The organism is Gemmatimonas sp. (assembly GCF_027531815.1).
Lineage (GTDB): Bacteria > Gemmatimonadota > Gemmatimonadetes > Gemmatimonadales > Gemmatimonadaceae > Gemmatimonas.
In genome coordinates, this window is record NZ_JAPZSK010000006.1 from 722,236 (window position 1) to 744,651 (window position 22,416).

The following is a 22,416-nucleotide window of genomic DNA, read 5'->3' on the forward strand; positions in this document are numbered from 1 at the left end:
GGCGGTGACGTATCGCTCCGACACGTCGGTGGGGCCAACGGCGGGGACCGAGACCGCCGACCCGCTCGAGTTCCTGGCCCGGGTGCTCGTGCACCTTCCGGACCAGGGGCATTTCACGACAACCGCTTTACCTCGCGCCAGGTGCAGGGGGACAGCGGCGAGTTGCGCTTCCTGCCGCGCGATGTGCGACTGACGCTCGAGATCAGCGTGCACGAGTCGCGCGAACGCGCCCTGCTCGCCGGCGAGCTCTCGACGCTGGAGGCGGCCGGGCCCCGGGCGCACGAGGAGGCCGAGATCACCGATGCGCGGCTCCGCCGACCGACCATCGAGACCCGCCTCGCTGCGATGCGGGCCGGACTGATCGACCGCTAGCGCCGCAACGTCGCCAGGGCCGCTGAGATGAGCGGCTGCAGCGCCTGCTCGAGCCGCACGCTGGCAACCGACGCCGGCTCCCCGGCCACGATCTGCTCGTCCATGGCGATCATCGCGTAGTACCCTTCGTCAAAGCTGATCCACGGCGTGGAGCCGAAGCCGCCCGGGCTACTCAGCACCATGCTGGAGGCGCAGCGCGAGCTCCATGTGGCGTCGTCGCACTCCCGCCAGAAGCCGAGGCCGTACCGCCAGTCGAGTCGCAGGACCTGGAGCGGGGTGACGGTCGACAGGAACGTGGCCGCCGCCGTGCGCTCCCGACGATACGCCTCGAGATCCCGCACCAGTTCGCCGCGCAGCAGGCGCCGCAGGAAGGTCTCCATGTCGTTCACCGTCGAGACCGCCCCCGCGGCGACGCGCGGGTTCCGTTGGCTGGGCAGTGAGAACTGTGTGGTGGTCAGCCCGATGCGTGGGGCGACCTCGGTGGCGAAGAAGGTGCGCCAGTCCTGGCCCGTCGCCCGCTCGACCATCGCGCCGGCGATCTGCAGGTGGGCATCACCGTAGAAGTAGGCGCTGCCCGGCTCGGTGCTGGCGCCACGCTGGTAGAAAGACTGTGCGCACTGCTGGACGGTGGTCATCGGGTCCTGCAGGCAGCCCGCATCGTCTGGCGGGTAGTTGAACCCCGACGTGAAGGCGAGCAGCGACTCGAGCGTGACGCGGGCGCGCAGGTCGCTCGCGTCCTGCGTCCAGAAGGGGAGGTACCGCTGCGGCCGATCCGCCAGCGACATCCGCCCCTGCTCCGTCAACGCGTAGATGCCGTATCCACTCAGCCACTTGCTGACCGAGGCGATCCGGAGCGGCGACTGCGTGGAGAGCGTGCCGCGCTCGATCGTCAGCAGCCGGCCGCTGCGATCGCCGACGATGACGACCAGGTTGGCGACCGGGACGCTGCTCACGCGGGCGCGTACGGCAGCCCACGGGTCGGCCGTCGGGGGCGGTGGCGTCGGGGCGGAGGTCGCTGGCGGTGCGGTCGAGGCGCCGTCGGCGCAGGCGGCCAGCAGGGCCACAAGGGGCAGGAGACGGGACATGGGATGCATGCCCGTACGACGGGTGCCGCCGGGGCGACGTTAAAGGCGTGGGTGGACGCGGTGAAGCGCCAGCGTCTGAATGACGATGGGCCGCGCGAGGAGCGCGCCCCGAGCATGGTGATTCGACGCGGCGCGCGACTACCCGTAGTCGCGCGCCTTCTTGCGTCCGTACCAGAGGCCCACGCCGGTACCGACGCCGCTCAGGATCACGGCCGTCATGAGCCCCACCTGGTCGCCGATATACCAGCCGATCGTGCTGCCGACGAAGGCGCCGATGAAGCCGAAGAGCTTGCTCACGCCTTGCGCGATCGTGCGTGCGCGCGATCCGCGGCGGTGGCGGCGAGGCCGGCGAGCAGGACGTCCATGAGGTGATCGTAGCTCTCGTCGACCTTGAGCGGCAGGCCGAAGCCGCCGCTGAGTTCGAGCTGAACGAAGCCGTGCAGCGAGGCGCGGATGACGCGAATGGCGTGGATCGCGCGGTCGCGTCCCAGGGCATGCTCGCGAAGGGCGGCCACCAGCGTGTCCACGACGCGGGTCGCGGCAGCCACGTGCTCGGCGTCGTCGGGCCGCGGCGCGACCTGCGACGCCGCGTACAGGCCCGGATGGGCGCGGCCCCACGCGCGGTATGCCCGCGCCGCTGCGCGTAGGGCGTCGTCCCCGGAGCGACCACCGATGGCCTCGGCCAGCGTGTCGTGCAGCTCCGCGCAGGCGCGCACGCTGAGCGCGCGTCGCAGGGCATCCAGGCCGTCGACGTGATTGTAGAGCGACGGCAGCCGCACCCCGAGCTCGGCGGCCACGCTGGCGAGGGTCAGCGTGGCGTAGCCATCGTGGTCGGCGAGGACGGCCGCCGCCTCGATGACGCGGGCGGGGGACAGGCCGGATCGGGCCATGGGCTTGTGCTCCAACACTAATAGTCTTAGTTATTGCGCTAACCAGGATAGCTCACGGAGCCCCCCATGTCCATCCCGACCCCTCGCATCCGCAGCCTCCTCCTCGCCACCACCGCCCTCGCAGCCTGCTCCACCTACCGGCCGCCCGTCACGCCGTTTCGCGCTCCCGCCTCGGTGCCGGCCGACTCGTGGGACTCGATCCTGGCCCACCCGCAGCCGATCACCGTCACCACCTGGGTGACCGGCGAGGTGAAGGTCGACCGCAGCCTGCTCCTCGACCGCTCGCAGCCCGCCGCCGCGACGACCCCCGACGACAAGGTCTGGGTGCCGGTGCTGGCCCACCGCATCGTGCACGCGACGCGCGGCGTCTACCTCGTGGACACGGGCCTCGACTCCACCTTCGCGCAGCGCGGGCGCGGCAACATCGGCGGGCTCGCGGTGCTGGCGGCCCCCTTCATGACGATCGCACGCCAGGAGGTCGGCGCCGATCCGGCGTCGCGGCTGCGTGCCGCGCATGACGTGTTGCGCGGCGTCTTCTTCACCCACCTGCACCTGGACCACACGGCCGGCGTGCCGGGGCTGCCGCACGACGTGCCGTACGTGGCAGGGAGGGGGTCGCTCGACGACGCCTACGAGAGCGGCATGATGGCGCACATCGATCACCTGCGCGGCGTGTCGCAGCTCGAGGAGATCGACTTCAGCGCCGCGCGCGAACTCGCGCCGCTTGGCAAAGCCGTGGATCTCCTGGGCGACGGCTCGCTCTGGGCCATCCATACGCCGGGGCATTCGCGCGGCCACGTGTCGTACCTCGTGAACGCCACGTCGGGCCCCGTACTGCTCATCGGCGATGCGAGCCACACGCGCTGGGGCTTCGAGCACGGCGTCGCGCCGGGCAAGGTCACCGATGCCGCCGCCTCGCGCGCGTCACTCGAGCGGATCGCGGCGTTCGCTCGCGCCTATCCGCGCGTGAAGCTCGTCTTCGGACACGACCCGTAGCACGGAGCAGGCGATCGGGTGCGGGGTGTGTCAATGTCCGACGCGTTGGCCCACGGCGCGCGAGAGAAACCCTTTCGACGCAACCGGCATCCAAGGACCTGGAGTTACCAGCCTGTCTACGGGCAGCGTGCCGACACCAAATCGGCCTGAAACGATTGTCTCACGCCCGGCGCAATGGTGACGGCTTCGGTAGTTCCAACGCGACGAACGGTCAGTTCAATCGCATGCTCGCCGGTGTTCAGTGCGGTCCGCAAATGCATACCGTACCCACGACGTTTTTCATTGGGCGACGGCCACGCCGTGTCAAAGGTCTTCCTCTCTCCGAGGGTCAGGCGCAGATCTTCAGCGCCAAGTGAACCCTCGGGGACGCCGAAGGGAGCCAGGGCGTGATCGGCCCGCTGGTAGCGGACGTTACAGAAGTAGATTTCGACGAAATCAACATTGACGGTATACATGGGCGAAACGCCAAACCGACCATTCCGGAGCTGCAGAGTAACGGTTTTCCGTCCGTTTGGCCCGGTGATGGGGTGCACAACACCAGCAAGTTGATTTCCCTGGGTGACCGTAGCGCGTCGCCACTCACCGAATGGGAGATCGTCTTGTCTGGTGCGGAACTCCCTTGCCAGTCCGGTAACACCGAGCGTACGCACGCCGCTGGTGGTGGTGGTGAAGAACGTGAGATTGCGGCTCACTGCGACCGGAGTACCAGTGTGTTGCAGCGTCCCATCGATGCCTGAGGAGTCGAGGAGCCCGGGTACCGTGCGACGGGTGGCTCCTGGGCAACGGACCATCCAATTGGGCGCGAGGTCGACCGTGATCTGGCGTCGCGTCGGCACTGCGGCGTGCGTGACCGATGCGCCGTACATGACATTCGAAGATAAAACTGCCTCGATGGAGATCAGCAGATCCCCAAGCTCCGGCGCATCGGGAAACTGTGCGGATCCTGAGGGATCAGTGGCGGCGATGCCATAGGCTTGCAGGTCACGCGGAGTGCCAACACACACCCGATAGGCATTTGCCGGTACGGGTCGCCCGTGTATCTGCGCGGTGATGACCAGCGGGCCGCGCTCTACGACCGGACGTCTGGGCGCCACTTGTGCGGGAAGTGCCGCCACACTTGGCAACAAAAGCAACGCGGTGCTCAGGATCCGCATGAGAGCCCTCACGTGCATTGCAGGAAAACTCAGGACCTCAGAATTCATCGCCTCATCTCATCAACCATCACCGGCATCGTGAGCCCAAGTTTCGCCGCCTTCCGCCACGAGTACAACGACGAGCGACCGCATGAAGCCTTGGGGCAGACGCCCCCCCAGCTCGCACTACGCCGTGTCGCCGCGCCCGTACCCGTCGCGCCTGCCGGTTCCAGAGGCCCCCGGACACTACCTCGTCAAAACGGTCACGACCGCCGGCACCTTTCCTTTCGGCAAGCGCCTCGTATACATCGCGAACGCGTTGACGAACCAACGGATTGGACTGGAAGAAACAGATGATGGATGCTGGTCTGTGCACTTCCACCGCGTCTTACTGGCGACCTTCGACGAACGCGACTACATCATCCAGAGTTGATTCCCGTGCAAATGATGTTGCCGGACTAAAGTGTCAATCATGTCCCCGGCTGCTCAGCCACGCGGATGGTGCGTCGAAACGGCCCGTCGCGCAACACCACGGTGATGGTCCGCACCCCAATCGAACGTATGCTCGGCGCTCCCCGGTCCCGGAGCGCGCATGCCCGTGGCGGCCCGTGGTCGCGCAGGTCGCGGACACGTTCCTCGAATGCGGGGTGCTCGAGCACGGGTTCGCGCGCATCCGCTGCGACGCGTGCACGCACGAGTATCTGCTCGCGTTCTCGTGTAGATGCCGCTACTGCTGTCCGAGCTGTCACGCCAAGCGGTTGGCGATCTGGACGCAGTGGCTGGAGACCACGCTCTTCGCGCCCGTGCCGCACCGCCAGGTGGTGCTCACCATCCCCAAGCGGCTCCGCGCTTACGGTCTGTACCGCCGCCGCCTGCTCGGCGAGATCGCCCGCGTCGCCGCCCGCACTCTGGTTCGCCTCGTGCTACGGCTGGGCCCCGACCTGTCGCTCGCCGATGTGCGTGAGAGGCTCCTCTCGATCCTGCAGGGAGATGGCGCCATCACCGATTTCCTGAAGATGCCCGTCGGGGACGCTATCACACGGCTCCATCAGGCACGGACGCCAGCGGAGCTCATTGCGGCAGCGGAGACGCTCACTTGATGCGCCCACCGCCGGCGCCGCGTGGGGCGTGCGCGCTCCGGGACCGGGGAGCACCGAGCAGACTCGCGCCCGCCAGCGCGGCCGATAGATTCCCCGCCGACCCCGCGTGTGGCTGGCGCGTGCCTCGACCCAAGACCCGGAGCGGCCATGGCCCCTGATCGTCGCGACTTCCTCAGGCAGGCGGCCGCGGCAGCCGCCGCCGTGACCGTCCCCCGTGGCGCCTCCGCGATGGCTGCCCCCCCCGACCCGGCGGGAGCCGCCTCCGACGGGATCGTGACCCCGTACTTCGGCCGGAAGCCGCTGGCGCGTGGGCGGAACGGCGTGGTCGTGACCTCCAGTCCGCACGCCACGCGCGCCGCCGTCGAGCTCCTGCGGGCCGGCGGCAACGCCTGCGACGCGGCGCTGTGCGCGTCCATCACGCAGTGCGTGATCGAGCCGCACATGACGACGATCACCGGCATGCTGAGCATGCTGTACTACGACGCGGCCACCGGGCGCTACAGCTACTGCAACGGCGGGGTGAACGCGCCGCTGGCCCCGCTCCCCGGCTTCAACCCGAGCGACCTGCAGGGGGGCCGCGGCGTGGGTGTCCCGTCGTTCTGGGCCGCGTTCGAGGCATCGTGCGCGCGGCACGGGACGCGGCCGGTGGCCGAGTTGATGCGCCCGGCGATCCGGTACGCGCGCGAGGGGTTCCCGATCTATCCGTTCCTCTACGCCGAGATGTTCGCCCAGTACGACACCATCGGGCGCACGGAGGCCGGGCAGCGCATCTATATGCCGCAGGGCGCCCTCCTCCCCCCGGGGGCCATCCTCCGGCAGCGGGAGCTGGCCGACACCCTCGAGCGCCTGCAGCAGGAGGGGAGCGCGTTCTTCTACCAGGGGGAGTTCGCGCGCGCGTACTGCGAGGTGGTGCGGGACGCCGGGGGCGTCATGACCCCGGAGGACTTCGCGCGCTTCGAGGTGCGCTGGATGGAGCCGGCGCGCGGCACCTATCGCGGCTACGATGTCATCGGCTCGCCCCCGCCGGACAATGGGGGAACGCACATCATCGAGTCGCTCAACATGCTGGAGCTGCTCGACCTCGCCAGGATGGGCCCGCCCATCGAGTCGGGGGAGACGCTGTACTGGATGAACCGCATCGTGAACGAGGCGTTTACCGACGGGGCCCGGCACACCGATCCCGCGACCCACGAGGTCCCCGTCGATTACATCACCTCCAAGGAGTACGCGGCCGGCCGCCTGCGCCTCATGCGCATGACGACACCCAGGCCGGTGGCCCCCGCCCCGCCGCCCGGGTCCAACCACGTCACCGTCGTCGACGGCCGGGGGAACGTGGCCACCATCCTGCACTCCGTGATGTCGCTCCCGTGGTCCAACGGCCTCTTCGCCATGGGGGCCAGCATTGCCGCGTCGGGGGCGCACTTCTTCCGCGTCATGCCCAGCCCGGGCGGGCGCGCCACGCTGTACGTCGCGCCCACCATCATCGCGCGCAACGGCCGGCCGGTGCTCGCCGCAGGGAGCCCCAGCGTGGGGCTCCTGCAGAACATCGTGCAGAACACCGTGAACATCCTCGACTTCGGGATACCCATCGAGGAGTCCGTGCTGCGGCCGCGCTTCGGTGGGCCCAACCCCGCCGGGCCGGGGACCAACTTCATCGAGGTGGACCTCCCCGCGAAGGTGCGCGCCGCCGCCGAGCGGCTGGGCGCCCGCTGGCACGTGACCACGCCGTGGCACTTCATGAACGGCACGTACGAGGGGATTCACCTCGATCCCGCCACCGGCGTGGCCGCCGCCTGCGCGGACCCGAGGCGGTGCGGCATGGCGGAGGCCGTGTAGAGCGATGCGGGCGCCGGGGCCTCGACCCTTGCAACGCGTCCAGCTCTAGCGTCGGGTCTTCAGCAAGTCGGACGGCCCGACGGCAGGTTCGGCGACCGCCGACCCGCTGGAGTTTCTGGCGCAGGCGTTGGTCCATCTCCCCGACACGGGACTACGGCTGGTACGCCAACCGTCCGCGGGGCATGCGACGTCAAGCGGCGCCCGCCGACTCCCCAATGCCCCCGTCAGTCCGGCCCCCCTCAAGCCCGGCGATCACGCGGGGCGTTCGGCGTGCGCGATCGTCCCACCGCGGCGTCACCGAGCGCCCTGCCAGCCCCGAGTCATCGACCGGACCCTGGGCCGAAGGGCCCGCGAGGGACACCGGCACCGTGACGGACGGGCTGTCACCCGCGCACCGGTGCTTGTGAGGCAGGGGACTGGGGATGGTCCTCAGCCCGCCGCGATTGAATTGCCTATCCCGCAGTCGGTGACGGGGAACGGGATCTGTCGGTGACGGTGCACGGGATCTGCTCGAGGTGCATCGCTCACCCGCCTTCATGGTGGGTGCCGATGCGGCGCCCCACGTAGATGCCGACGCCGGTGCCCACCATGCTCAGCAGGAACGCGGTCAAGAGGCCGAACGGGTCACCGAGGGCTCAGCCGGCGTAGCCGACGATCACCGACCCGAGGAACGAAAAGAGCCCGCGCATGAAGCGACAATGGCATCGGGCGCGGGCGCGGGCAACCGCTGGCGCCCGGTGTCAGGCGCGCCGGCGACGGCGGGCCGCGACGCCGAGTCCGAGAAGGCCGGTGGCGACGAGCGCGACCGAGCCCGGCTCGGGCACGGTGGTGATCGTGGCCTGGACCTGGGTGGTCTTGTTGTTCTGGTTGTTGCCCCAGACCACGAAGTCCATGGTCTGGCCGGCGGTGAACGTGAGGGTGCTGGCGTAGCTCACGCCGGTAGCGTTCACGGTCTGGTTGTATAGCGGGGACGTGTTCGTGCCCAGGAACACGTAGGCGTTCGGGTTCGTGTTCCCGTTCTGGACGGTCTTGAACACCGCACTCACGCTGAAGACGCCGGCGAACGGCGCAGTCCAGCGGGCCACGGAAGGCCCGAGGAAGGGGCCGAAGGTGACCTCACCGGGCGCGAAGGCGATCCCGGTACCGGACTGATTGTAGGTGGTACCGGTGATGTTCTTCTGGATGTTTGGGTCGACGGTGGGGGGCGTCGGGTTGTCCCACCAGGTCGCCAGGACGCTACCGTCGCGGAGCCCGTACGTGGTGAAGGCCGAAAAGGTCGCCGGATCCAGTCCGGTGGTCACCGTGTAACGCCCGTAGGTCCACGGGTTGGTTCCGCCGTTGGTGGTGAGCGAAAAATCGTTCGCCAGGTTCCAGCTCTGGGCGCCAGCGGTGGGTGCCGTGGTGACGGCGAGCAGCAGGGTGGATGCCAAGACGGCCAGGACCCGCTTCATGGGCACTCCGGAGAACATGTGTGCTTGCGGCACTCCGGCGCCGGGGCGCACCGGAGGCAGACGAAATTGATTGCCTCCAATTTTTCCATCAAGAACTGTGCCGTGGGGACAGCCCGCCACTCCCCTCGGGGCCGGCCACTCGTCCAACAGTCCGTTCTCGGTGCATACCCCGGGGGCGCGCGGATTGCCAAGGTGGTGCCCCAACGCCACACCTGTCGTCTCATCGATACATACCACACGCTCCGTGTGAGCCGGCGACGCAGGGGGGCCTCAACGGTCCTACTGGTCGCCGTACATTCCCCTCCCGGGCGAACCGCATACTGCGAATGCGATGCCCGCATGGGCACATGCCGTCGCGCCATCATCCCTGGACCACATGCCCCGAGCAGTCGTCGCGTCCTACAATGCTGAGGCACGAAGCGCCGGGGCCCAGGTCCTGGCAGCAGGGGGCAATGCCTTCGATGCGTTCGTGGCTGCAACGTTCGTCGAGTACGTCGTCGCGCCCGGCGTGACCAGCTTGGCTGGCCCGCTGACTGCGCTCGTCCATCACGGGGGAAGCGGCGAACGGGTCTTTCTTGATGCCGAGCTGGATCACGTGGCTGATCCCGATGGCATGTGGGCCGAGGGGGAGCCCGATGGGAAAGGGGTCATGGTTCCCGGCGCCCTGCATGGCCTGGAGGCGATCCATCAACGGTTCGGAAGCCTTCGGTGGTCGCAGCTTGTGCAGCCCGCGATCGCACTGGCGGCGCACGGCTTCCCGATCGACGAGAGCTATGCCGGGACGATCGCCGCGCGGGCAGGCGTCTTGAGCGCTACCCCCTATGGCGCGAGGACCTTCTTTCGGCAAGGAAACCCCCTCCAAGCGGGTGCGCGACTGACGCAGCCGGAATTGGCGCAGTTCCTCGGGCAGGTTGCCGACGACGGATCAGCGGCCATGTATCGTGGGGACTGGGGGCAGCGTTGCGTGGTAGCCGTGCGACAGCGAGGTGGGTTGATGCGCGACGCGGATCTGCGCGACTACCGATCGCGGTGGCGAGCGCCTCGACGCATCACCTACCGCGATCATGAGGTCTACGGCTCGTCGGGTCGATCCTACGGGGGGGCGTGGTCGCTTCTGGCGCTCAAGACGCTTGAGCGGTTCGACATGAGCGGCAGCCCCCACGTCTCGGAGTCCGCCGAGCGACTTGAGGTCATGGTTCGCATCGCGCAGCATCTCTGGGCCGAATCGTGGCTCTTTGAGACGGAGAACCTCGACAGTGACGAGAAGGTCGCCCGGTTCCTGACCGCCGCCTACGGCACGCAGGTGTGGGAACGGGTGCGACAGGAGCTACCCGCCCTGCCGACCCGGCGCCGAGGCACCCACAGCTATCACGTGGTGGTCGTCGATCAGGACGGCAACGCGATCACCGGGACCAACACCATCAATGCGCTGCCGTGGGGCGATGGGATCTTCGTCGATGGCATTCCGCTGACGACGGCGCTGTCGCATGCCGGCAATGCGACGCGTCCGGGGGAGCGCCGACTCTCGCCGATGTCGTCGCATCTGGTGTTCCGGAACGGACGCGTGCGGGTCGTCTCCGGGACATTCAACGCGTCGCTGGTCGAGGCGGGATTCCAGCTCGTGGTGAATGCGATCGACTTTGCCTTCAGCGCGAAGCGCGCGGCGTCGGCACCACGCTTCGGGACCTATGCCTTTGCCGACGACGACCTGGGCGCTGGCCGCGGGAGGATGTGGCTCGATCCATCGGTGTCGAAGCAGGTCACGGACGAGCTTCGTCGTCGCGGTCTGGAGTTCGAGCAAGGGAGCCCCTTCATCGACACCGGGAGCGGCGCGATCGCGATGGTGGGCGAGGATGGATCGGTGGATGCCGCACTGTTGCCCCTGATCGGCCACGAGCAGGACGAGCCCACCCCCATCGAGTGAACGTGCCATGCCAGCGCGGTACCGAGTGGGGTGAGACGTGACCAGCGGCCCGACGGCGGGGTCAGGTGGTAGGTGGGGGCATTGCCCCGGCGAGCGCCGGAGGAGGCCTCGATGCAGCGCGAGTGCCCCACGCCAGCACAGGTCGTCCCGGTCCCGCAGGCGGCAGCGCAGGCCCCACGCGCGCGGCCCGTGATTCGCCCGCACGGGATCACGGAGGCCACGCCCTGTCGCCGGAACGCGAGGGACGGCGGCAGCCCACCGCGATCCCGAGGGCGATTGTCGCGAGCGACCAAGCTCGCAAGGATCAGATGCTCGTGCTGGGGCCGAGCGCGGGCTTCTGCAGCGGGCGATTCAACGACATGCGCGCGGAGCGCGCTTCCGCCAAGGCGCCCGACTGCAGCAAGCATCGTTATGCCTCGGCACATCGACCGTTTTACAGGTCGTCAGGCCGCAATCCCGTTCGCTTCGCCAAGCGGGCGAGTATCCGTGGGCCCACTTCGTCCCCATCATGAAGGGCAAACACCGTATCTGGCCAACCGTCCCGGGTCAAGACTCTTGTGGGAACTCGCTGTTCGCTTCACGGTCCGACCGATGCGCAACAGCGCAGCCATTACGCGCCGAGCGTTCGCCGACGGCCATTCACTCATCAGCAGCGCGCTCCTTGTTCCGTCACGCCGTAGGCGAGAACGCCTGGCAGATCAGGTACCTCAGCGAAAAATCGGCCATCTGTTTCACGATCGACTTCGAGGGTGAGAAGCACGGAGTCCTCCAAGGGAACGAATCAAACGCTTCTTGCATGTACTTCATCGGGCGAGAATGGTCGACGGCCCGCTCCTGCGTCGACCTAGTCGAAGCGTCACGGTGTGGTCAAGTCTGCTATGGAGTAGCGGCAGTGCGTGGACTCCCAGTCAAGCGCACAGTTTGCAGTTAGACGAGGGGGCGTTGGTGGGTCTCGGGAGAAAGGTCAGCGGTGGCACGTTCCCGAGGCTCTCGTGCGACCGTTCTGTGTGGTAGCCGTGTCGCCATTCCTCGCTGACGACGCGGACCTCGGCCAGCGTGGTGAAGACCCACGCGTCGAGGACTTCCTCGCGGAAGCTGCGGTGGAAGCGCTCGATGTAAGCGTTCTGATTGGGTTTGCCGGGTTCGATGTAGGCGAGGGTAATTCCGAGGGCGTCGCACCACGTACGCAGGGCGTCGGCGATGAACTCGGGGCCGTGGTCACAGCGCCGTTGTGGCGGCGCCCCATGTTGCGCGAGGAGATCATCAAGCACGGCGACCACGTGCGTGCGTGGCAAGGAGAAGTCGACTTCACTGGCGAGTGTTTCGCGATTGCCTTCGTCGAGCACATTGCGCAAACGATAGGATCGCCCGCTGTGGAGCGAGTCGCCCATGAAGTCCCATCGCCCACGTCTTGTTGAGCTGCGGCGGCGCGTGCAACGGTACCACCTCGCGCGTCGGCACGCGCTTCTTCGTTCGACGTACCTGGTTCAAGCCCAGCGCACAACAGACGCGGTAGACGCGCTGGTGATTCCACGTATACCCCAACGCGCGGAGGCGCTCGAAACACTTCCAGAAGCCCCAGCGGCCATGCCGCTCCAGCACCGCCTCCAGGGCCGTGATCACGGGTGCGTCCGCGTCGGCTGGGGAAGCCTCGGCGTCGCTTCGCCGGGCACGATAGAACGCGGTCCGCGAGCATCGGGCGATCGGACAGGCGCGCTGCACCGGCAGCCCGTGGTCCTCCGTCAAGATCGTCACAACGGCTCGCCTCGCAGACCGCGTTACAGTTTTCGGGTGAGCACATCCCTGATGGTGGTGAGCTCCAAGGCCTGGTCCGCGTACATGCGCTTCAAGCGGGCGTTCTCCCGCTCGAGTTCCTTCAGTCGCTGCAGCTCCGCGACGCCCACGCCGCCGTACTTCTTCTTCCACAAGTAGAACGTCGGCTGGCTGATCTTGTGCTTCCGCAGCAGGTCGGCCACGGCAGCGCCGGCCTCGGCCTCGCGCAGGATCCCGACAATTTGGGCCTCGGTGAACTTTGACTTGCGCATCAGCTGCTCCGCTGAGGGCCACCGACGTCTAACTTTCAACTGTCCCGCTTGAGGGGGAGTCTACGTCTCGTGCACAACATCGAGAAGCTCGCGAAGAACGGCTACGCGGCCTGAAACGGAGCGTTGTGCGGTGCTGATGCGTCCACAGCGCCCCGTGTACGCAAACAACACGATCTATTCGCTCAACGTTGCGACGCACACGTGATCGCTCGCGTTGAAGCGCGCGCGGACCGTCGGAATTGCCTTATCCTACAGCTTCAACGCCAAGCTCTGCCCCGGGACCTGACAACAATACGGCAGGCGAACGCAGTGAGCCAGCCGCGCTCCTCGATCAGCCCTGTCGGCAGCAGCGACCCGTTCTGCCACGATTGTGGGCGCCGCTCACACTAGGACCGCTCGTACCAGTAGGCTTCAATTGCTGAATAGGCGTTCCAGAGAACAGCCAGCCACATCGCTGCTCTGGGAGAGGGCACTGAGGTCAGCTCAGTGCGGGCGGTCCATTCGCAAAGGGCAGCAGGCGCCGCGACGCCTCGGTGCTGCGCGCGTCGGCCGGGGCGCTCGCACTGCTCGCCGCCGCGACCGCACCCATGCCGCCCATCTCTTACGGATGCGGGAACGGCGGTTCGCCGCCGGCGGCCAGGAACCACAGGCCGGCGACCAGCGCGAGCGGGCGAGAACGAAGGAGCCGCAGCATGGACAGCAACGCAACCAGTTCCGGAACACCGGTGTTCCGCCGTGATATCATGCGCCTATGTCCCGCGCTTTCGTTAAGGAAGATCACGAGCCGCCGCGTCGGACTGGCCGCTACGAGCTCCCGCCGGCCGGTGACGCAGGCTTTCGGATGGCCGCCGGGCCGCTGCTCTTGGAAGCGGCGCGCGTCTCGGAGATTGACGACGCCGAGAAGGCCACCGGGCTGCGCTGGGGCGATCCGGCGTTCAGCGCCGAGGTGCGTGCGCTGCTCGAGGGGGCGATCGCCTCAGGCGACGATCGGCTCGAGATGGTTGCGACGCGCTATCTTCGTCAATGGCCGCTGCGGGACGTTGCCTGTTCAGGCCTGCGAGAAGTTGGGTGTTCTTCTACAAGGGGGTGACGCGCCCTGGTCAGGAGGGTTCACCAGCCCTTGGGCCAGACGCGCGCGCGGGTCGGCCGTCTCCGTTCCGGCCGGGTAACTTGATCACCTCCGCGTGCCCCGTCATTCCGGTGCGCCCGTCCGGGTGAGCACCACCGGCAGCTTCCCCTCGGCGAGTTCCAAAAGCCACTCCCGTTCCATCGCCGCCGCCCCGGGGAAGGGGTGATCCGCCTCCTGCATGAACAGCGCGAGCCCGTCCCGCGCCGCCGCCATCCCCTCGTCGGCCTTCCCCTCGGCCACGAGGATGGCCGCCAGCACGCGGCGACGGCTGAACGCCTCCACCAGCGTCCCCTCCGTCTGCGCGAACGCCGTCCGGGCCTCCGACGTGCGCCCGTCGGCCACCGCCAGCCACGCCTCGGCCAGCCGCAGGTCCCCCTTTCCCACGGCGGGCGCCTTCGCGCTCGCCACCTGCAGGCGCTGCAGGTGCGCCCTGGCGGCGGCGAGATCGCCACGGTCGAGCGCGTGCATCAGCCCGTAGTTCGCCGCCCCGCTCTCCATGGCGGAGCCGTCCTGGACGCCGGCTGCGCGCCGGATGAACTCGGGCGACCAGTCTCGGGGACGGGCGCCCTCGCTGAGCTGGCCCATCACCGCGTGTATCGCCTGCAGCCGCTCGGCCTCCGGCCCGCCCTTGAGGAGGATGCGGATGGCCGCGCCGTCGCTGGTGAAGCCGGCGACGGCGTTGGGGATCATCGTGACGAGCGCGATGAGCAGTGAGGTGCACCCCATCGTAAAGGTGAAGGCACCGAGCAGCAGGTCGCCGGTCGTGTGCGTCCCCGCCGCGATCGTGCGGCGCGTCACGTCGTCCAGGCCGAAACCCACGTGGAGCGCCATGAAGAGCCCGCCGAGGAGGAGGCTCGCCAGCGGCCCGCCGGCGTAGACCGCCACCGACGCGCGGATGGGCGGGAGCTGCCCGCCACGCGGCGCCAGCATCGCGAGCCCACCGTAGAACAACCACACCCGGTTCCACTCCACCTTGAGCCGCACCCCCAGGCGCGACACCGCGAACGGACCGACCACGAGCGCGATGAACCGGTGCCCGCTCAGGAGGCCGCCGACCACGTGGCCGAGTTCGTGCACGCCGAGCACCACGAGCACGCCCGGCAGCAACATGGCGAGGACCCCGAGCACCTCGGCCAGCCGGTTGCCGGGCTGGTCGAGCAGGGCCGCCGGGACGGCCAGCGACAGGAAGAGCACCAGCGTCAGGGGCGCTGGCTTGAGGAGAGACGTGACCATCGTGCCTCGCAGGACGGGGAAGAGACTTACGATCGGGCCAGAAGCGGTGTTTCACGCGCCTCGCTGCGCGGGAGAAGGCGCGCCGTTCATCCGGCGCTGGGAACATCGGTGGACGGTAAGCGCGGCGCGTGCCGGCTCGGCGCACCCGTTCGCAGGCTTCCGAGGTCGATGCAGACGGTCCCGGACGCCCGGCTCCCGTACGTCCGGCACGTGTGTTCTCCGTCAGGCGAACCCCACGTCACCGTGTGCGCGGCGTCCATTCCGTGCTGCGGGATCGGAGTTTCCATCGGGGGCGGTCGACCTGGGGCCGGGACGGCGACCGGGGCGCGGGAGACGACGCGAACCGGTCGGCAGATACCCGAGCCGACCGTGGCTCGTCAAGTGCCACGCGACATCGCGTCTGACGCTCGATCATTCCACACCCTGCCGCACCGCCGTGAAGCTTGGTACCCGCACCGTGTCGAGACACAGCCGATAGCCCACGAGGCGGACCATCACTTGGACGCGGCCTCCGTGTGGCAGTCGAAGCGAGTACCGCCCCATCGAATCCGCGCGGGTGCGGGAAGGTCCCTGGCCCACCAGCAACTCGGCCTCGCGAAGTGGCCTTCCGGCGGAGTCAGTCACTATGCCGGTGAGCGTCTGTGCCTGTGTGCGTGTCGGCACCAGCATCACTGTGGCCGTCAGCAGAGCCACGGCAAGGATGCGCAATCGGAGATGAGGGCGTCGCATGAGCGCTAACGAGGCTGCAGGAAAAGTCCCGCGCGACCGAGTGTGGAAACGGAACTCTCCGGGCACCGAGCCGTTGGCCTCTTGAGAAATCTGCGGTCTCATTCGTCCCTCGTCGAGATCTGTCATGGCCCGCTACAAGGCGGTCGACACGCAACCCAGGTTCGTCGCGATCGACCTCGCCGCCCAGCTGCTCCCGGGCACCTTCGAGCATGCCCTGCACCACTTGCGCGAGCAGGCCATCGATCTGACGCCGTTCGACGCCCGGTATCGAAACGACATAACGGGGCGCCGGCCTACGCGCCCTCGATGCTGTTGCGGGTCGTGCTGTTCGCCTACTCCCGCGGCATTATCAGCAGTCGGGCGATCGCCCGCGCGTGCGAGGAGCAGGTGACGTTCATTGCCCTGAGCGGCGACTCGCGCCCACACTTCACCACCATTGCGCAATTCGTCAGCACGCTCGGGGACCAGATCGCGCCGATCTCTGCGGCCGTGCTCGCGGCCTGTGATCGGCAGGGGTTGATCGGGCGCGAGATGTTCGCCATTGACGGCGTGAAACTGCCGAGCCATGCGTCGAAGCATCGGAGTGGTACGCGTGCCGACTTCGAGCGGCACGCCACGAAGATGGAGCGCGCGGCCGAGGCAATGCTCGCGCGGCATCGCGCCGAAGATGCGCAGGGGGTAGAACCAACACTCGTCGCCAAGGACGCGGCCCGTCGCGGGCGACTCGTGCAAGACGCGGCTGAACTACGGACGTGGCTCACGCGACATCCCGACGATCGGCGTGGCGCAAGAGGCGCCGTCCGCAAGAGTAATCGCACGGATGATGAAAGTGCGAAAATGGCGACCAGCAAGGGCGTCATTCAGGGCTACACCGGCGTGGCGACCGTCGACGCGGCCCACCAAATCATTATCGATGCCCAGGCGCATGGGGTGGGCGCGGAGCAAATCTGCGCGCGCTCGCGGACGCACAGGTTCCCGCGCTGATTGCCGACGGGACTATGCGAAAGCGCGATACGCGATTCGCGACGCAGGAGCGCTACACGACGCTCCCGAATCCGCTGCACGACAAGTCGCGACCGATGAAGAGGACGGTGGTGGTATTTGGCCCCGAGGACTTCCGCTACGATCCGGTCGCGCGCACCTGTATCTGCCCCGCGGGCAAGTCGCTGAATCGCCGAGGCGCGGCAAACGTGACCAGCGGCCATGTCGGAGAGCACTTTCAAGGGGCGCCGCGGGATTGTGGTCCGTGTCCACTGCGCGCCCAATGCTTGCGCACGCCGGGCACCACGCCCGTGCGGAACGTGGCCTTCTTCCGCGATCGTGTCGGCCGCGACGTGAACTACTCCGCGCTCATGCGCGACCGCATCGATGCACCGGCAGGTCGTGCGCAGTACGCGCGGCGCTTTGCCACAGTGGAGCCCGTCTTCGCGAATCTGCGCGCGAACAAGCGCCTTGATCGCTTCACACTGCGCGGTCGCGTGAGGATCGACACGCAGTGGAAGCTGTATTGTCTCGTGCACAACATTGAGAAGCTCGCGAACAACGGATACGCCGCCTGACGAGGCGCACCGCACGGATTTGCTGCGCCCTGGGCGACCCGGAAACGCGAATCTGGCAAGAAATCCGCTACCTACCGCCCCGCGCTGCTAATCTCTCGCGTTGAAACGCACTCGAACGTTCGAAAACGCCTTTTCCTACAACTTCAACGCGGGCTTCTGCAGCGGGCGCTCACATGAAATGCGCGCGCAGCGCGCTACCGAACACGCGCCCGACTGCAGCAAGCATCGTTATGCCGCGCCCCGCTTCGCATTGCGCCACTGCATGGCGAGGCGGCGCCCGGTGCCCGCACACTCGCGCAGGTAGAGGTTGATCAGCGTCTGATAGGGAATCTCCGTCTCGGCGGCCATCGCCTTGAAGTAGTCGACGGTGAACTCGTCGAGACGAATGGTCACAGGGCGCTTGAGACGCGCGGCATACGGGTTGCGCTGTCCTTTCGAAAAATCCAACGAACGCTTCATCGGGTCCACCGCGCGTCATACTGGGCGCGCTCAGAAGGCGTGGCTTTGCGGGCCGAAATGAGGCGCACGACCCCATCCTCGGAACGATAGCAGTGAATGACCACCAGCACGCGCAACCTGGCGCTGAGACCGAGCAAGTAGAACCGGTCCTCCACCGCCGAGTGCGCGGGATCCGCCAGCAAGAGGGCATCCTCATCGGCGAACACGGTCTGTGCCTCCTCAAAGGCAACGCCATGCTTCCGCTGATTCAGTCTGGCCTTGGCCGGATTCCACTCGAAGCGTAGCTCATCCACATGCCAATGTACATAGGAGATATGTACACTGCAATCCGTCGCACTGGCCGGCATAACGCGAATTGAACTGCAGGCGATCACTGCAGAGCACGGATTAGACTGCGCATTTCTGCAGTCCAATCCGGCGCGCGCAAAGTGCGTACGAGCATCGCAAGTACACGCCCATTCGGGAGTTACCGGCACCCGAAGCGCGCGACGTGTTCCGAATTGGGCTGCAGATATTGCAGTCTAACGTTCAGTCGCGCCGTGAACTTGAACTTGCCCCGTTTCGGTGGAGCCTCCATCTCTGTGTGAGAGGAGGAGTCCCTGAGGCCTCGTCGTTCTGCTGCCTGTCCGGCGGCTGATGGTGAGCAGATCATCGCCCTCGTTCGGGCTGGACGCAGTCCGTAAGCACCGGCGAACGAGTTCGTGCCGTCTGAGCAGACCCTTCGCAACTGCGGGTTGCCGGACCGGGCGGATCGTGGCGAGCGCCCCGAGGCGTTGACTACGGACGAGCGGGCGGCCTGGTTCGCGCGGGAGTCAGGGACAATCCCACCCGAGTCTTCGTGTTCGTGAGCGCGAATCAGGCCATCGCTCCAGTCGCGACGATGTGTCTCGTGTTCGGGGTGTCGGAGAGCGGGTACTATGCGTGACGGAAGCGTGGGCCGGCGGCGCGGGCGCAGCGCGATGTGGTGCTGGTCATCGCCATTCGTGCCGCGCACGAGCACTCGAACGGATCGTACGGGGCCGCGACGCAGCGCCGTGCCACCGACGTGGTCCATCACTCGGATCAAGGCTCGCAAGGCGCGATTCAATCGGTCGTCGCAACACCTTCAACCACGAGGTGTGTATGGGGCGACCCGCAGGATGGATGCAGGCATTGCCCGGTCGGGAAGCCATGCGCTCTCCAAACGCTGCTTCGCGACGCTCGAAGTCGAGGGCCTCGCACAACACCGCGTTGCGACGCACACCGAAGCGCGCCTGACCGTCTTCCGCTACATCGAACGCTGGTACAACCCGCATCGCCGGCACTCCGCCCTGGGGCAGCAGTCCCCGCTCGCCTTCGAGCGGTCACACGCCGTACAATCCATCGCCGCTTGAAACCCTCACCCCACTGGCTCTCCTGAAGCAGGTGAAGTTCAACCCAGGCTTACAGCGCTTGCCGTAGTGGGTCAGCTTGAGCGAGGGGTCAGGCAGCACTCGCGGCGGCTGTGTGGAGTGGTTCGGTCAGGTGAGCCCGGTTGGGCGGTGGAGCGTAGCTTTCAGGCCAGTACTCGACAAGCCGGGTGACCCTGCCGCCGGCGACCTGGAAGAATGAGATCGCTTCTGCGGCTTGTGTTCCGTCTGTGACGACGACATGCGTGACGACATCGGCGGATGAAGCGACCAACCGCTTGATGGTGAACCTCCACTCGCCGTGCGCAGGGTACTCCGAGTTCATGCGGACGAAGTTCTCGGGACCGCGTATGAGTTCGTTGGATTGGGGCCACTCGACAACGAAACCGTCGGCGAGTACCTGCTTGACTGAGGCGAAGTCGTTGGTCGCCATGAGGCGCCAGAACTCGAGAACGGTGTCTTCAGCTGTGTTCACGAGGACCTCGGTGCTTGTTCGTGTGTTGGCTAACGCTCAGGCTGACCTGCGGGCGCTTCGCCCGTCGGGTCGACCCTGAAGTGAGGAGGTCACTTGACGAGTGCGGAAGGTGCCACATCCGTCCGCCGCAGGCCAGCCTTCGCCATAGCATCTCGAACCGTTCCGTCGCGTTTGGATTGTTCGACGAATTGCTTCACAAACTCCGCTGCTGCAGGCCGGCCTTTGGGAGTCGCAACGGCGTGTTGCACCACCGTATACCGTCCCGGAAGTACCCGCGACCCAGGAAGCCTGCCGGAATACAGGCTGAGCATGTGAGCGTTCTCCGCGTAGGCATCGGCGCGCCCGGAACGGAGGACTTCGATGGCCGGGTCGGCTCCTCCGGGCACGCGAACGATCTCTGCGGCCTTCAGGCTTCGCGAGAAGAAGAGGTCTGGTGCGCTACGCTCCGGGACCGCGATCCTGACGCCGCGCTGGTCGGCGGCTTCGACGCTTTCCACCTTCGAGCCCGACAACACAAGATAGGTGTTATCAACCACCATGTACGGCGGCGAGAATTCAACATCCCTGGCGCGGGCCGGGTCGAATGCCAGGAACGCAATATCCCATTCGTTGCGGCCGACGCTTTGTACCAAGGCGGCCGGATTGGGATATCCCACGGGCTCAAAGGGAACCCCAAGGCGCTTCGCGAGGGCCTTGCCGAGGGCTATGGTGACGCCGCGCAGCTCGCCAGTCTGAGGGTCCTTCGTGACCAAGACCGGGTTGGAGAGGATGAGGCCGACACGCAGCTTCCCGGTGGCAGTCAGATCAGACCGCGCGGCGGGCGGCACGCTCTGCACCGATACGCAGCCGGCGAGAAGACCGAGTGCGACGACCGAGACCTGCCATCGGGGAGCCATGAGTCTCGCCATGTTCATTCTCCTGACGCGACGGTTCAGCTGCAGCGGCATGAAATGGCGCGAGCGAAGCGAGCAGACAATGGCTGCGCTGTCCCCTGCAATCGTTTGTTGGAGCTCATGCTAGAGATACCCTGAACTGAACCGCGTCGAGGACGCAAGACTCCCGAAGCGCACCTGAAAGCACAAACACCTTCGGCGCTTCGCGAAACTTGAATACTCGATAAAGTTTGAAATTCGCCGCTCGCTCTTCTGAGACAGCGACTTCTCGGTTGCTCGCGAAAAACGGAGTCATCGCACCAAAGCTGGTGGTCTTGACTTCAATGAGTCGGTCTCGGCCATCAAGGTCGAAGGAGTGGATGTCGTACCCAAGACCATCTCCGCGAGTCCTGGACACATGCTCGATACGTTCGGCCAGACGACGCTCCCCAGCCTCCCACAGGCGTCGATGCTCAACGTCGAGCGCGAACACCTCACCGGCGGCGCCAAGGGAAGCATTATTGGCCTCTCGCTCGAGGTAGTTGATCCCTCGGCGCGGCAGTGGATCTTTCCGCAGGCGCTCATAGGTTCGGCTTCGATCACGCTCCCTAATTGGGGCCGGTACGATCGTATCCGCTAGTGACTGAACGGCGGGCGCAACTCCAGCGGCAGCCTGTACGATTGCCTCTGCTGCGCGGGCCAGGCGTAGGTCGCCATCCAGCCGAGCAGACACCTCGTCCTTTAGCAGTTCTTGGTAGTTGCCTCGCGGTTTGTACCCGTCGATGTATGGAAAGCCAAGCTCAATGAGCACCGCACTGATGTTGGCGTGCTTGAACTCGATCGCGCCCGATGACCTCCCGCGGAGGACCTGCTGAAGGCGTCGGTTGTGATCCTTCTTGTTGTATGGCTCGCCCCGAAGCTCGTGGTCCAGCATCGCGAAATAGTCCGCGACGGTGGCTGCAACTTCCTCCGGAGACCAATCTTCAGCCACGATCGTGAATGATTGAGATGGCGGTGATGAGCTCTAACGTGGGCGTCTGTTGCGAGCGGACCGCGCAATCGGTCGCGTGGCGCGGATGGTCGGTCCGCTCGGCAACAGCAAGCACCGTTAGGCCCGCGCCACGCAGACGTTGCGTCGAAACAGCCCGCCGTGCAACAGAACGGTGACGGTCCGCACCCGAGTCGGACGTATGCTCGGCGCTCCCCGGTCCCGGAGCGCGCATGCCCGACGCGGCGCCGGCGACAGGTGGCGTCTACAAGCCCCGGCGCCCCCAGGCGTCGCCGCTCTTTCGGTTGGTGGCGGATCATCTGCACCGCCTGCAGACGGTCTACGATGACCGCTTCGCCCGCGAGTACGGCCCCTGGCGGCCCGTCGTCACGCAGGTCGCGGACAAGTTCCTCGCGTGTGGGATACTCGAGCACGGCTTCGCCCGCATCCGCTGCGACGACTGTGCGCACGAGTACCTGCTCGCGTTCTCGTGCAAGGGCCGCTATTTCTGCCCCAGCTGTCACGCCAAGCGGTTGGCGATCTGGACGCAGTGGCTGGACAGCACGCTGCTCGCGCCCGTGCCGCACCGGCAGGTGGTGCTGACCATCCCCAAGCGGCTGCGCGCCTACTGTCTCTACCGCCGCCGCCTGCTCGGCGAGATCGCCCGGGTCGCCGCCCGCACCGTCACGGTCGCCATTCGGACGCGGACCGGCGAGCGCGATCTCGCCGTCGGCATCGTGGCCTGCTTGCAG

The 22,416-nt window shown here is 67.0% G+C and carries 22 protein-coding genes and 2 pseudogenes; 11 read left to right on the forward strand and 13 right to left on the reverse strand.

Annotated features, from left to right (window positions below; all coding sequences use genetic code 11):
- Positions 1 to 141 precede the first annotated feature (141 nt).
- Entirely contained in the window at positions 142 to 372 is a 231-nt protein-coding gene (locus O9271_RS10600; RefSeq protein WP_298269243.1) for a hypothetical protein, read from the forward strand.
- Here the strand turns inward: O9271_RS10600 and O9271_RS10605 are convergent.
- The 3 genes from O9271_RS10605 to O9271_RS10615 all read right to left on the reverse strand — a co-directional run bounded on the left by O9271_RS10605 (position 369) and on the right by O9271_RS10615 (position 2,347).
- The gene (locus tag O9271_RS10605) at positions 369 to 1,457 is read right to left on the reverse strand and encodes a serine hydrolase domain-containing protein (RefSeq protein ID WP_298269245.1); all 1,089 of its coding nucleotides are present in this window, start codon (positions 1,455 to 1,457) and stop codon (positions 369 to 371) included. The genes O9271_RS10600 and O9271_RS10605 overlap by 4 nt on opposite strands.
- A 138-nt stretch (positions 1,458 to 1,595) precedes the next feature.
- Positions 1,596 to 1,754 (reverse strand): hypothetical protein, encoded by a 159-nt coding sequence (locus O9271_RS10610; protein WP_298269246.1) that lies wholly within the window; start codon positions 1,752 to 1,754, stop codon positions 1,596 to 1,598.
- Positions 1,751 to 2,347, reverse strand: a complete 597-nt coding sequence (locus O9271_RS10615) for a TetR/AcrR family transcriptional regulator (protein WP_298269248.1) — start codon at positions 2,345 to 2,347, stop codon at positions 1,751 to 1,753. Before O9271_RS10615 ends, O9271_RS10610 begins: the two co-directional genes overlap by 4 nt.
- 66 nt (positions 2,348 to 2,413) lie before the next feature.
- On the opposite strand from O9271_RS10615, the gene O9271_RS10620 reads away from it, so the two are divergent.
- Positions 2,414 to 3,343, forward strand: coding sequence for an MBL fold metallo-hydrolase (locus O9271_RS10620; RefSeq protein WP_298269251.1), 930 nt, complete (start codon positions 2,414 to 2,416; stop codon positions 3,341 to 3,343).
- 116 nt (positions 3,344 to 3,459) lie between these two features.
- On the opposite strand, the gene O9271_RS10625 is transcribed toward O9271_RS10620, so the two are convergent.
- Positions 3,460 to 4,497: a hypothetical protein gene (locus O9271_RS10625; RefSeq protein ID WP_298269254.1), complete on the reverse strand. Its 1,038-nt coding sequence runs from the start codon at positions 4,495 to 4,497 to the stop codon at positions 3,460 to 3,462.
- A 172-nt stretch (positions 4,498 to 4,669) separates the two neighbouring features.
- Here O9271_RS10625 and O9271_RS10630 point away from each other — a divergent pair, with 172 nt between their 5' ends.
- The 3 genes from O9271_RS10630 (at position 4,670) to O9271_RS10640 (ending at position 7,412) form a co-directional block, all read left to right on the forward strand.
- Positions 4,670 to 4,909, forward strand: coding sequence for a hypothetical protein (locus O9271_RS10630; RefSeq protein WP_298269256.1), 240 nt, complete (start codon positions 4,670 to 4,672; stop codon positions 4,907 to 4,909).
- A gap of 175 nt (positions 4,910 to 5,084) precedes the next feature.
- Positions 5,085 to 5,576, forward strand: a complete 492-nt coding sequence (locus O9271_RS10635; RefSeq protein WP_298269258.1) for a transposase zinc-binding domain-containing protein — start codon at positions 5,085 to 5,087, stop codon at positions 5,574 to 5,576.
- A 147-nt stretch (positions 5,577 to 5,723) separates the two neighbouring features.
- A complete protein-coding gene (locus O9271_RS10640; protein WP_298269260.1) occupies positions 5,724 to 7,412 on the forward strand; it encodes a gamma-glutamyltransferase in 1,689 nt (562 codons plus the stop codon).
- 740 nt (positions 7,413 to 8,152) lie between these two features.
- Here O9271_RS10640 and O9271_RS10645 read toward each other — a convergent pair.
- On the reverse strand, positions 8,153 to 8,863 hold the full coding sequence (locus O9271_RS10645) for a PEP-CTERM sorting domain-containing protein (RefSeq protein ID WP_298269262.1): 711 nt from the start codon (positions 8,861 to 8,863) through the stop codon (positions 8,153 to 8,155).
- Between the two features lie 376 nt (positions 8,864 to 9,239).
- Between O9271_RS10645 and O9271_RS10650 the strand changes: the two genes are divergently transcribed.
- On the forward strand, positions 9,240 to 10,787 hold the full coding sequence (locus O9271_RS10650) for a gamma-glutamyltransferase (protein WP_298269264.1): 1,548 nt from the start codon (positions 9,240 to 9,242) through the stop codon (positions 10,785 to 10,787).
- Between the two features lie 433 nt (positions 10,788 to 11,220).
- Here O9271_RS10650 and O9271_RS18460 read toward each other — a convergent pair.
- Both O9271_RS18460 and O9271_RS10655 read right to left on the reverse strand, forming a co-directional pair.
- Positions 11,221 to 11,434: pseudogene (locus tag O9271_RS18460) on the reverse strand (hypothetical protein).
- A 261-nt stretch (positions 11,435 to 11,695) separates the two neighbouring features.
- Positions 11,696 to 12,832, reverse strand: a pseudogene (locus tag O9271_RS10655) (IS3 family transposase).
- 751 nt (positions 12,833 to 13,583) lie between these two features.
- Between O9271_RS10655 and O9271_RS10660 the strand changes: the two are divergent.
- The gene (locus O9271_RS10660) at positions 13,584 to 13,922 is read left to right on the forward strand and encodes a hypothetical protein (RefSeq protein ID WP_298269266.1); all 339 of its coding nucleotides are present in this window, start codon (positions 13,584 to 13,586) and stop codon (positions 13,920 to 13,922) included.
- A 102-nt stretch (positions 13,923 to 14,024) separates the two neighbouring features.
- Here O9271_RS10660 and O9271_RS10665 read toward each other — a convergent pair whose 3' ends face one another.
- On the reverse strand, positions 14,025 to 15,194 hold the full coding sequence (locus tag O9271_RS10665; RefSeq protein WP_298269268.1) for a site-2 protease family protein: 1,170 nt from the start codon (positions 15,192 to 15,194) through the stop codon (positions 14,025 to 14,027).
- A gap of 1,035 nt (positions 15,195 to 16,229) precedes the next feature.
- On the opposite strand from O9271_RS10665, the gene O9271_RS10670 reads away from it, so the two are divergent.
- Both O9271_RS10670 and O9271_RS10675 read left to right on the forward strand, forming a co-directional pair.
- Positions 16,230 to 16,907, forward strand: a complete 678-nt coding sequence (locus O9271_RS10670; RefSeq protein WP_298269271.1) for a transposase — start codon at positions 16,230 to 16,232, stop codon at positions 16,905 to 16,907.
- Between the two features lie 14 nt (positions 16,908 to 16,921).
- Positions 16,922 to 17,482 carry a transposase gene (locus tag O9271_RS10675; protein WP_298269273.1) on the forward strand — a complete coding sequence of 187 codons (561 nt, stop codon included), beginning with the start codon at positions 16,922 to 16,924 and terminating at the stop codon, positions 17,480 to 17,482.
- Positions 17,483 to 17,710: 228 nt separating this feature from the next.
- Here the strand turns inward: O9271_RS10675 and O9271_RS10680 are convergent, their stop codons facing one another.
- A complete protein-coding gene (locus tag O9271_RS10680) occupies positions 17,711 to 17,941 on the reverse strand; it encodes a BrnA antitoxin family protein (RefSeq protein WP_298269275.1) in 231 nt (76 codons plus the stop codon).
- On the reverse strand, positions 17,938 to 18,234 hold the full coding sequence (locus O9271_RS10685; RefSeq protein WP_298269278.1) for a BrnT family toxin: 297 nt from the start codon (positions 18,232 to 18,234) through the stop codon (positions 17,938 to 17,940). The genes O9271_RS10680 and O9271_RS10685 overlap by 4 nt, the downstream gene beginning before the upstream one ends.
- 846 nt (positions 18,235 to 19,080) lie before the next feature.
- Between O9271_RS10685 and O9271_RS10690 the strand changes: the two genes are divergently transcribed.
- Complete coding sequence (locus O9271_RS10690) at positions 19,081 to 19,314, forward strand: IS3 family transposase (protein WP_298269281.1); 234 nt, start codon at positions 19,081 to 19,083, stop codon at positions 19,312 to 19,314.
- Positions 19,315 to 19,402: 88 nt separating this feature from the next.
- Here the strand turns inward: O9271_RS10690 and O9271_RS10695 are convergent, their stop codons facing one another.
- From O9271_RS10695 to O9271_RS10705, 3 genes are all read right to left on the reverse strand, one after another.
- Complete coding sequence (locus tag O9271_RS10695) at positions 19,403 to 19,804, reverse strand: nuclear transport factor 2 family protein (RefSeq protein ID WP_298269283.1); 402 nt, start codon at positions 19,802 to 19,804, stop codon at positions 19,403 to 19,405.
- An 89-nt stretch (positions 19,805 to 19,893) separates the two neighbouring features.
- Positions 19,894 to 20,751 (reverse strand): transporter substrate-binding domain-containing protein, encoded by an 858-nt coding sequence (locus O9271_RS10700; protein ID WP_298269285.1) that lies wholly within the window; start codon positions 20,749 to 20,751, stop codon positions 19,894 to 19,896.
- A gap of 64 nt (positions 20,752 to 20,815) precedes the next feature.
- Positions 20,816 to 21,667 carry a DUF3883 domain-containing protein gene (locus tag O9271_RS10705; protein WP_298269287.1) on the reverse strand — a complete coding sequence of 284 codons (852 nt, stop codon included), beginning with the start codon at positions 21,665 to 21,667 and terminating at the stop codon, positions 20,816 to 20,818.
- Between the two features lie 230 nt (positions 21,668 to 21,897).
- Here O9271_RS10705 and O9271_RS10710 point away from each other — a divergent pair.
- Positions 21,898 to 22,416: transposase zinc-binding domain-containing protein (locus O9271_RS10710; RefSeq protein ID WP_298269291.1), on the forward strand; the 519-nt coding region annotated here is incomplete at its 3' end.

Excerpts from the sequence above, each read along its gene's own strand:
- O9271_RS10605 (WP_298269245.1), bottom strand. The coding sequence starts at position 1,457 with ATGTCCCGTCTCCTGCCCCTTGTGGCCCTGCTGGCCGCCTGCGCCGAC.
- O9271_RS10615 (WP_298269248.1), bottom strand. The coding sequence starts at position 2,347 with ATGGCCCGATCCGGCCTGTCCCCCGCCCGCGTCATCGAGGCGGCGGCC.
- O9271_RS10620 (WP_298269251.1), top strand. The coding sequence starts at position 2,414 with ATGTCCATCCCGACCCCTCGCATCCGCAGCCTCCTCCTCGCCACCACC.
- O9271_RS10625 (WP_298269254.1), bottom strand. The coding sequence starts at position 4,497 with ATGCGGATCCTGAGCACCGCGTTGCTTTTGTTGCCAAGTGTGGCGGCA.
- O9271_RS10640 (WP_298269260.1), top strand. The coding sequence starts at position 5,724 with ATGGCCCCTGATCGTCGCGACTTCCTCAGGCAGGCGGCCGCGGCAGCC.
- O9271_RS10645 (WP_298269262.1), bottom strand. The coding sequence starts at position 8,863 with ATGAAGCGGGTCCTGGCCGTCTTGGCATCCACCCTGCTGCTCGCCGTC.
- O9271_RS10650 (WP_298269264.1), top strand. The coding sequence starts at position 9,240 with ATGCCCCGAGCAGTCGTCGCGTCCTACAATGCTGAGGCACGAAGCGCC.
- O9271_RS10660 (WP_298269266.1), top strand. The coding sequence starts at position 13,584 with ATGTCCCGCGCTTTCGTTAAGGAAGATCACGAGCCGCCGCGTCGGACT.
- O9271_RS10665 (WP_298269268.1), bottom strand. The coding sequence starts at position 15,194 with ATGGTCACGTCTCTCCTCAAGCCAGCGCCCCTGACGCTGGTGCTCTTC.
- O9271_RS10670 (WP_298269271.1), top strand. The coding sequence starts at position 16,230 with ATGCTGTTGCGGGTCGTGCTGTTCGCCTACTCCCGCGGCATTATCAGC.
- O9271_RS10675 (WP_298269273.1), top strand. The coding sequence starts at position 16,922 with ATGCGAAAGCGCGATACGCGATTCGCGACGCAGGAGCGCTACACGACG.
- O9271_RS10680 (WP_298269275.1), bottom strand. The coding sequence starts at position 17,941 with ATGAAGCGTTCGTTGGATTTTTCGAAAGGACAGCGCAACCCGTATGCC.
- O9271_RS10690 (WP_298269281.1), top strand. The coding sequence starts at position 19,081 with ATGGATGCAGGCATTGCCCGGTCGGGAAGCCATGCGCTCTCCAAACGC.
- O9271_RS10700 (WP_298269285.1), bottom strand. The coding sequence starts at position 20,751 with ATGCCGCTGCAGCTGAACCGTCGCGTCAGGAGAATGAACATGGCGAGA.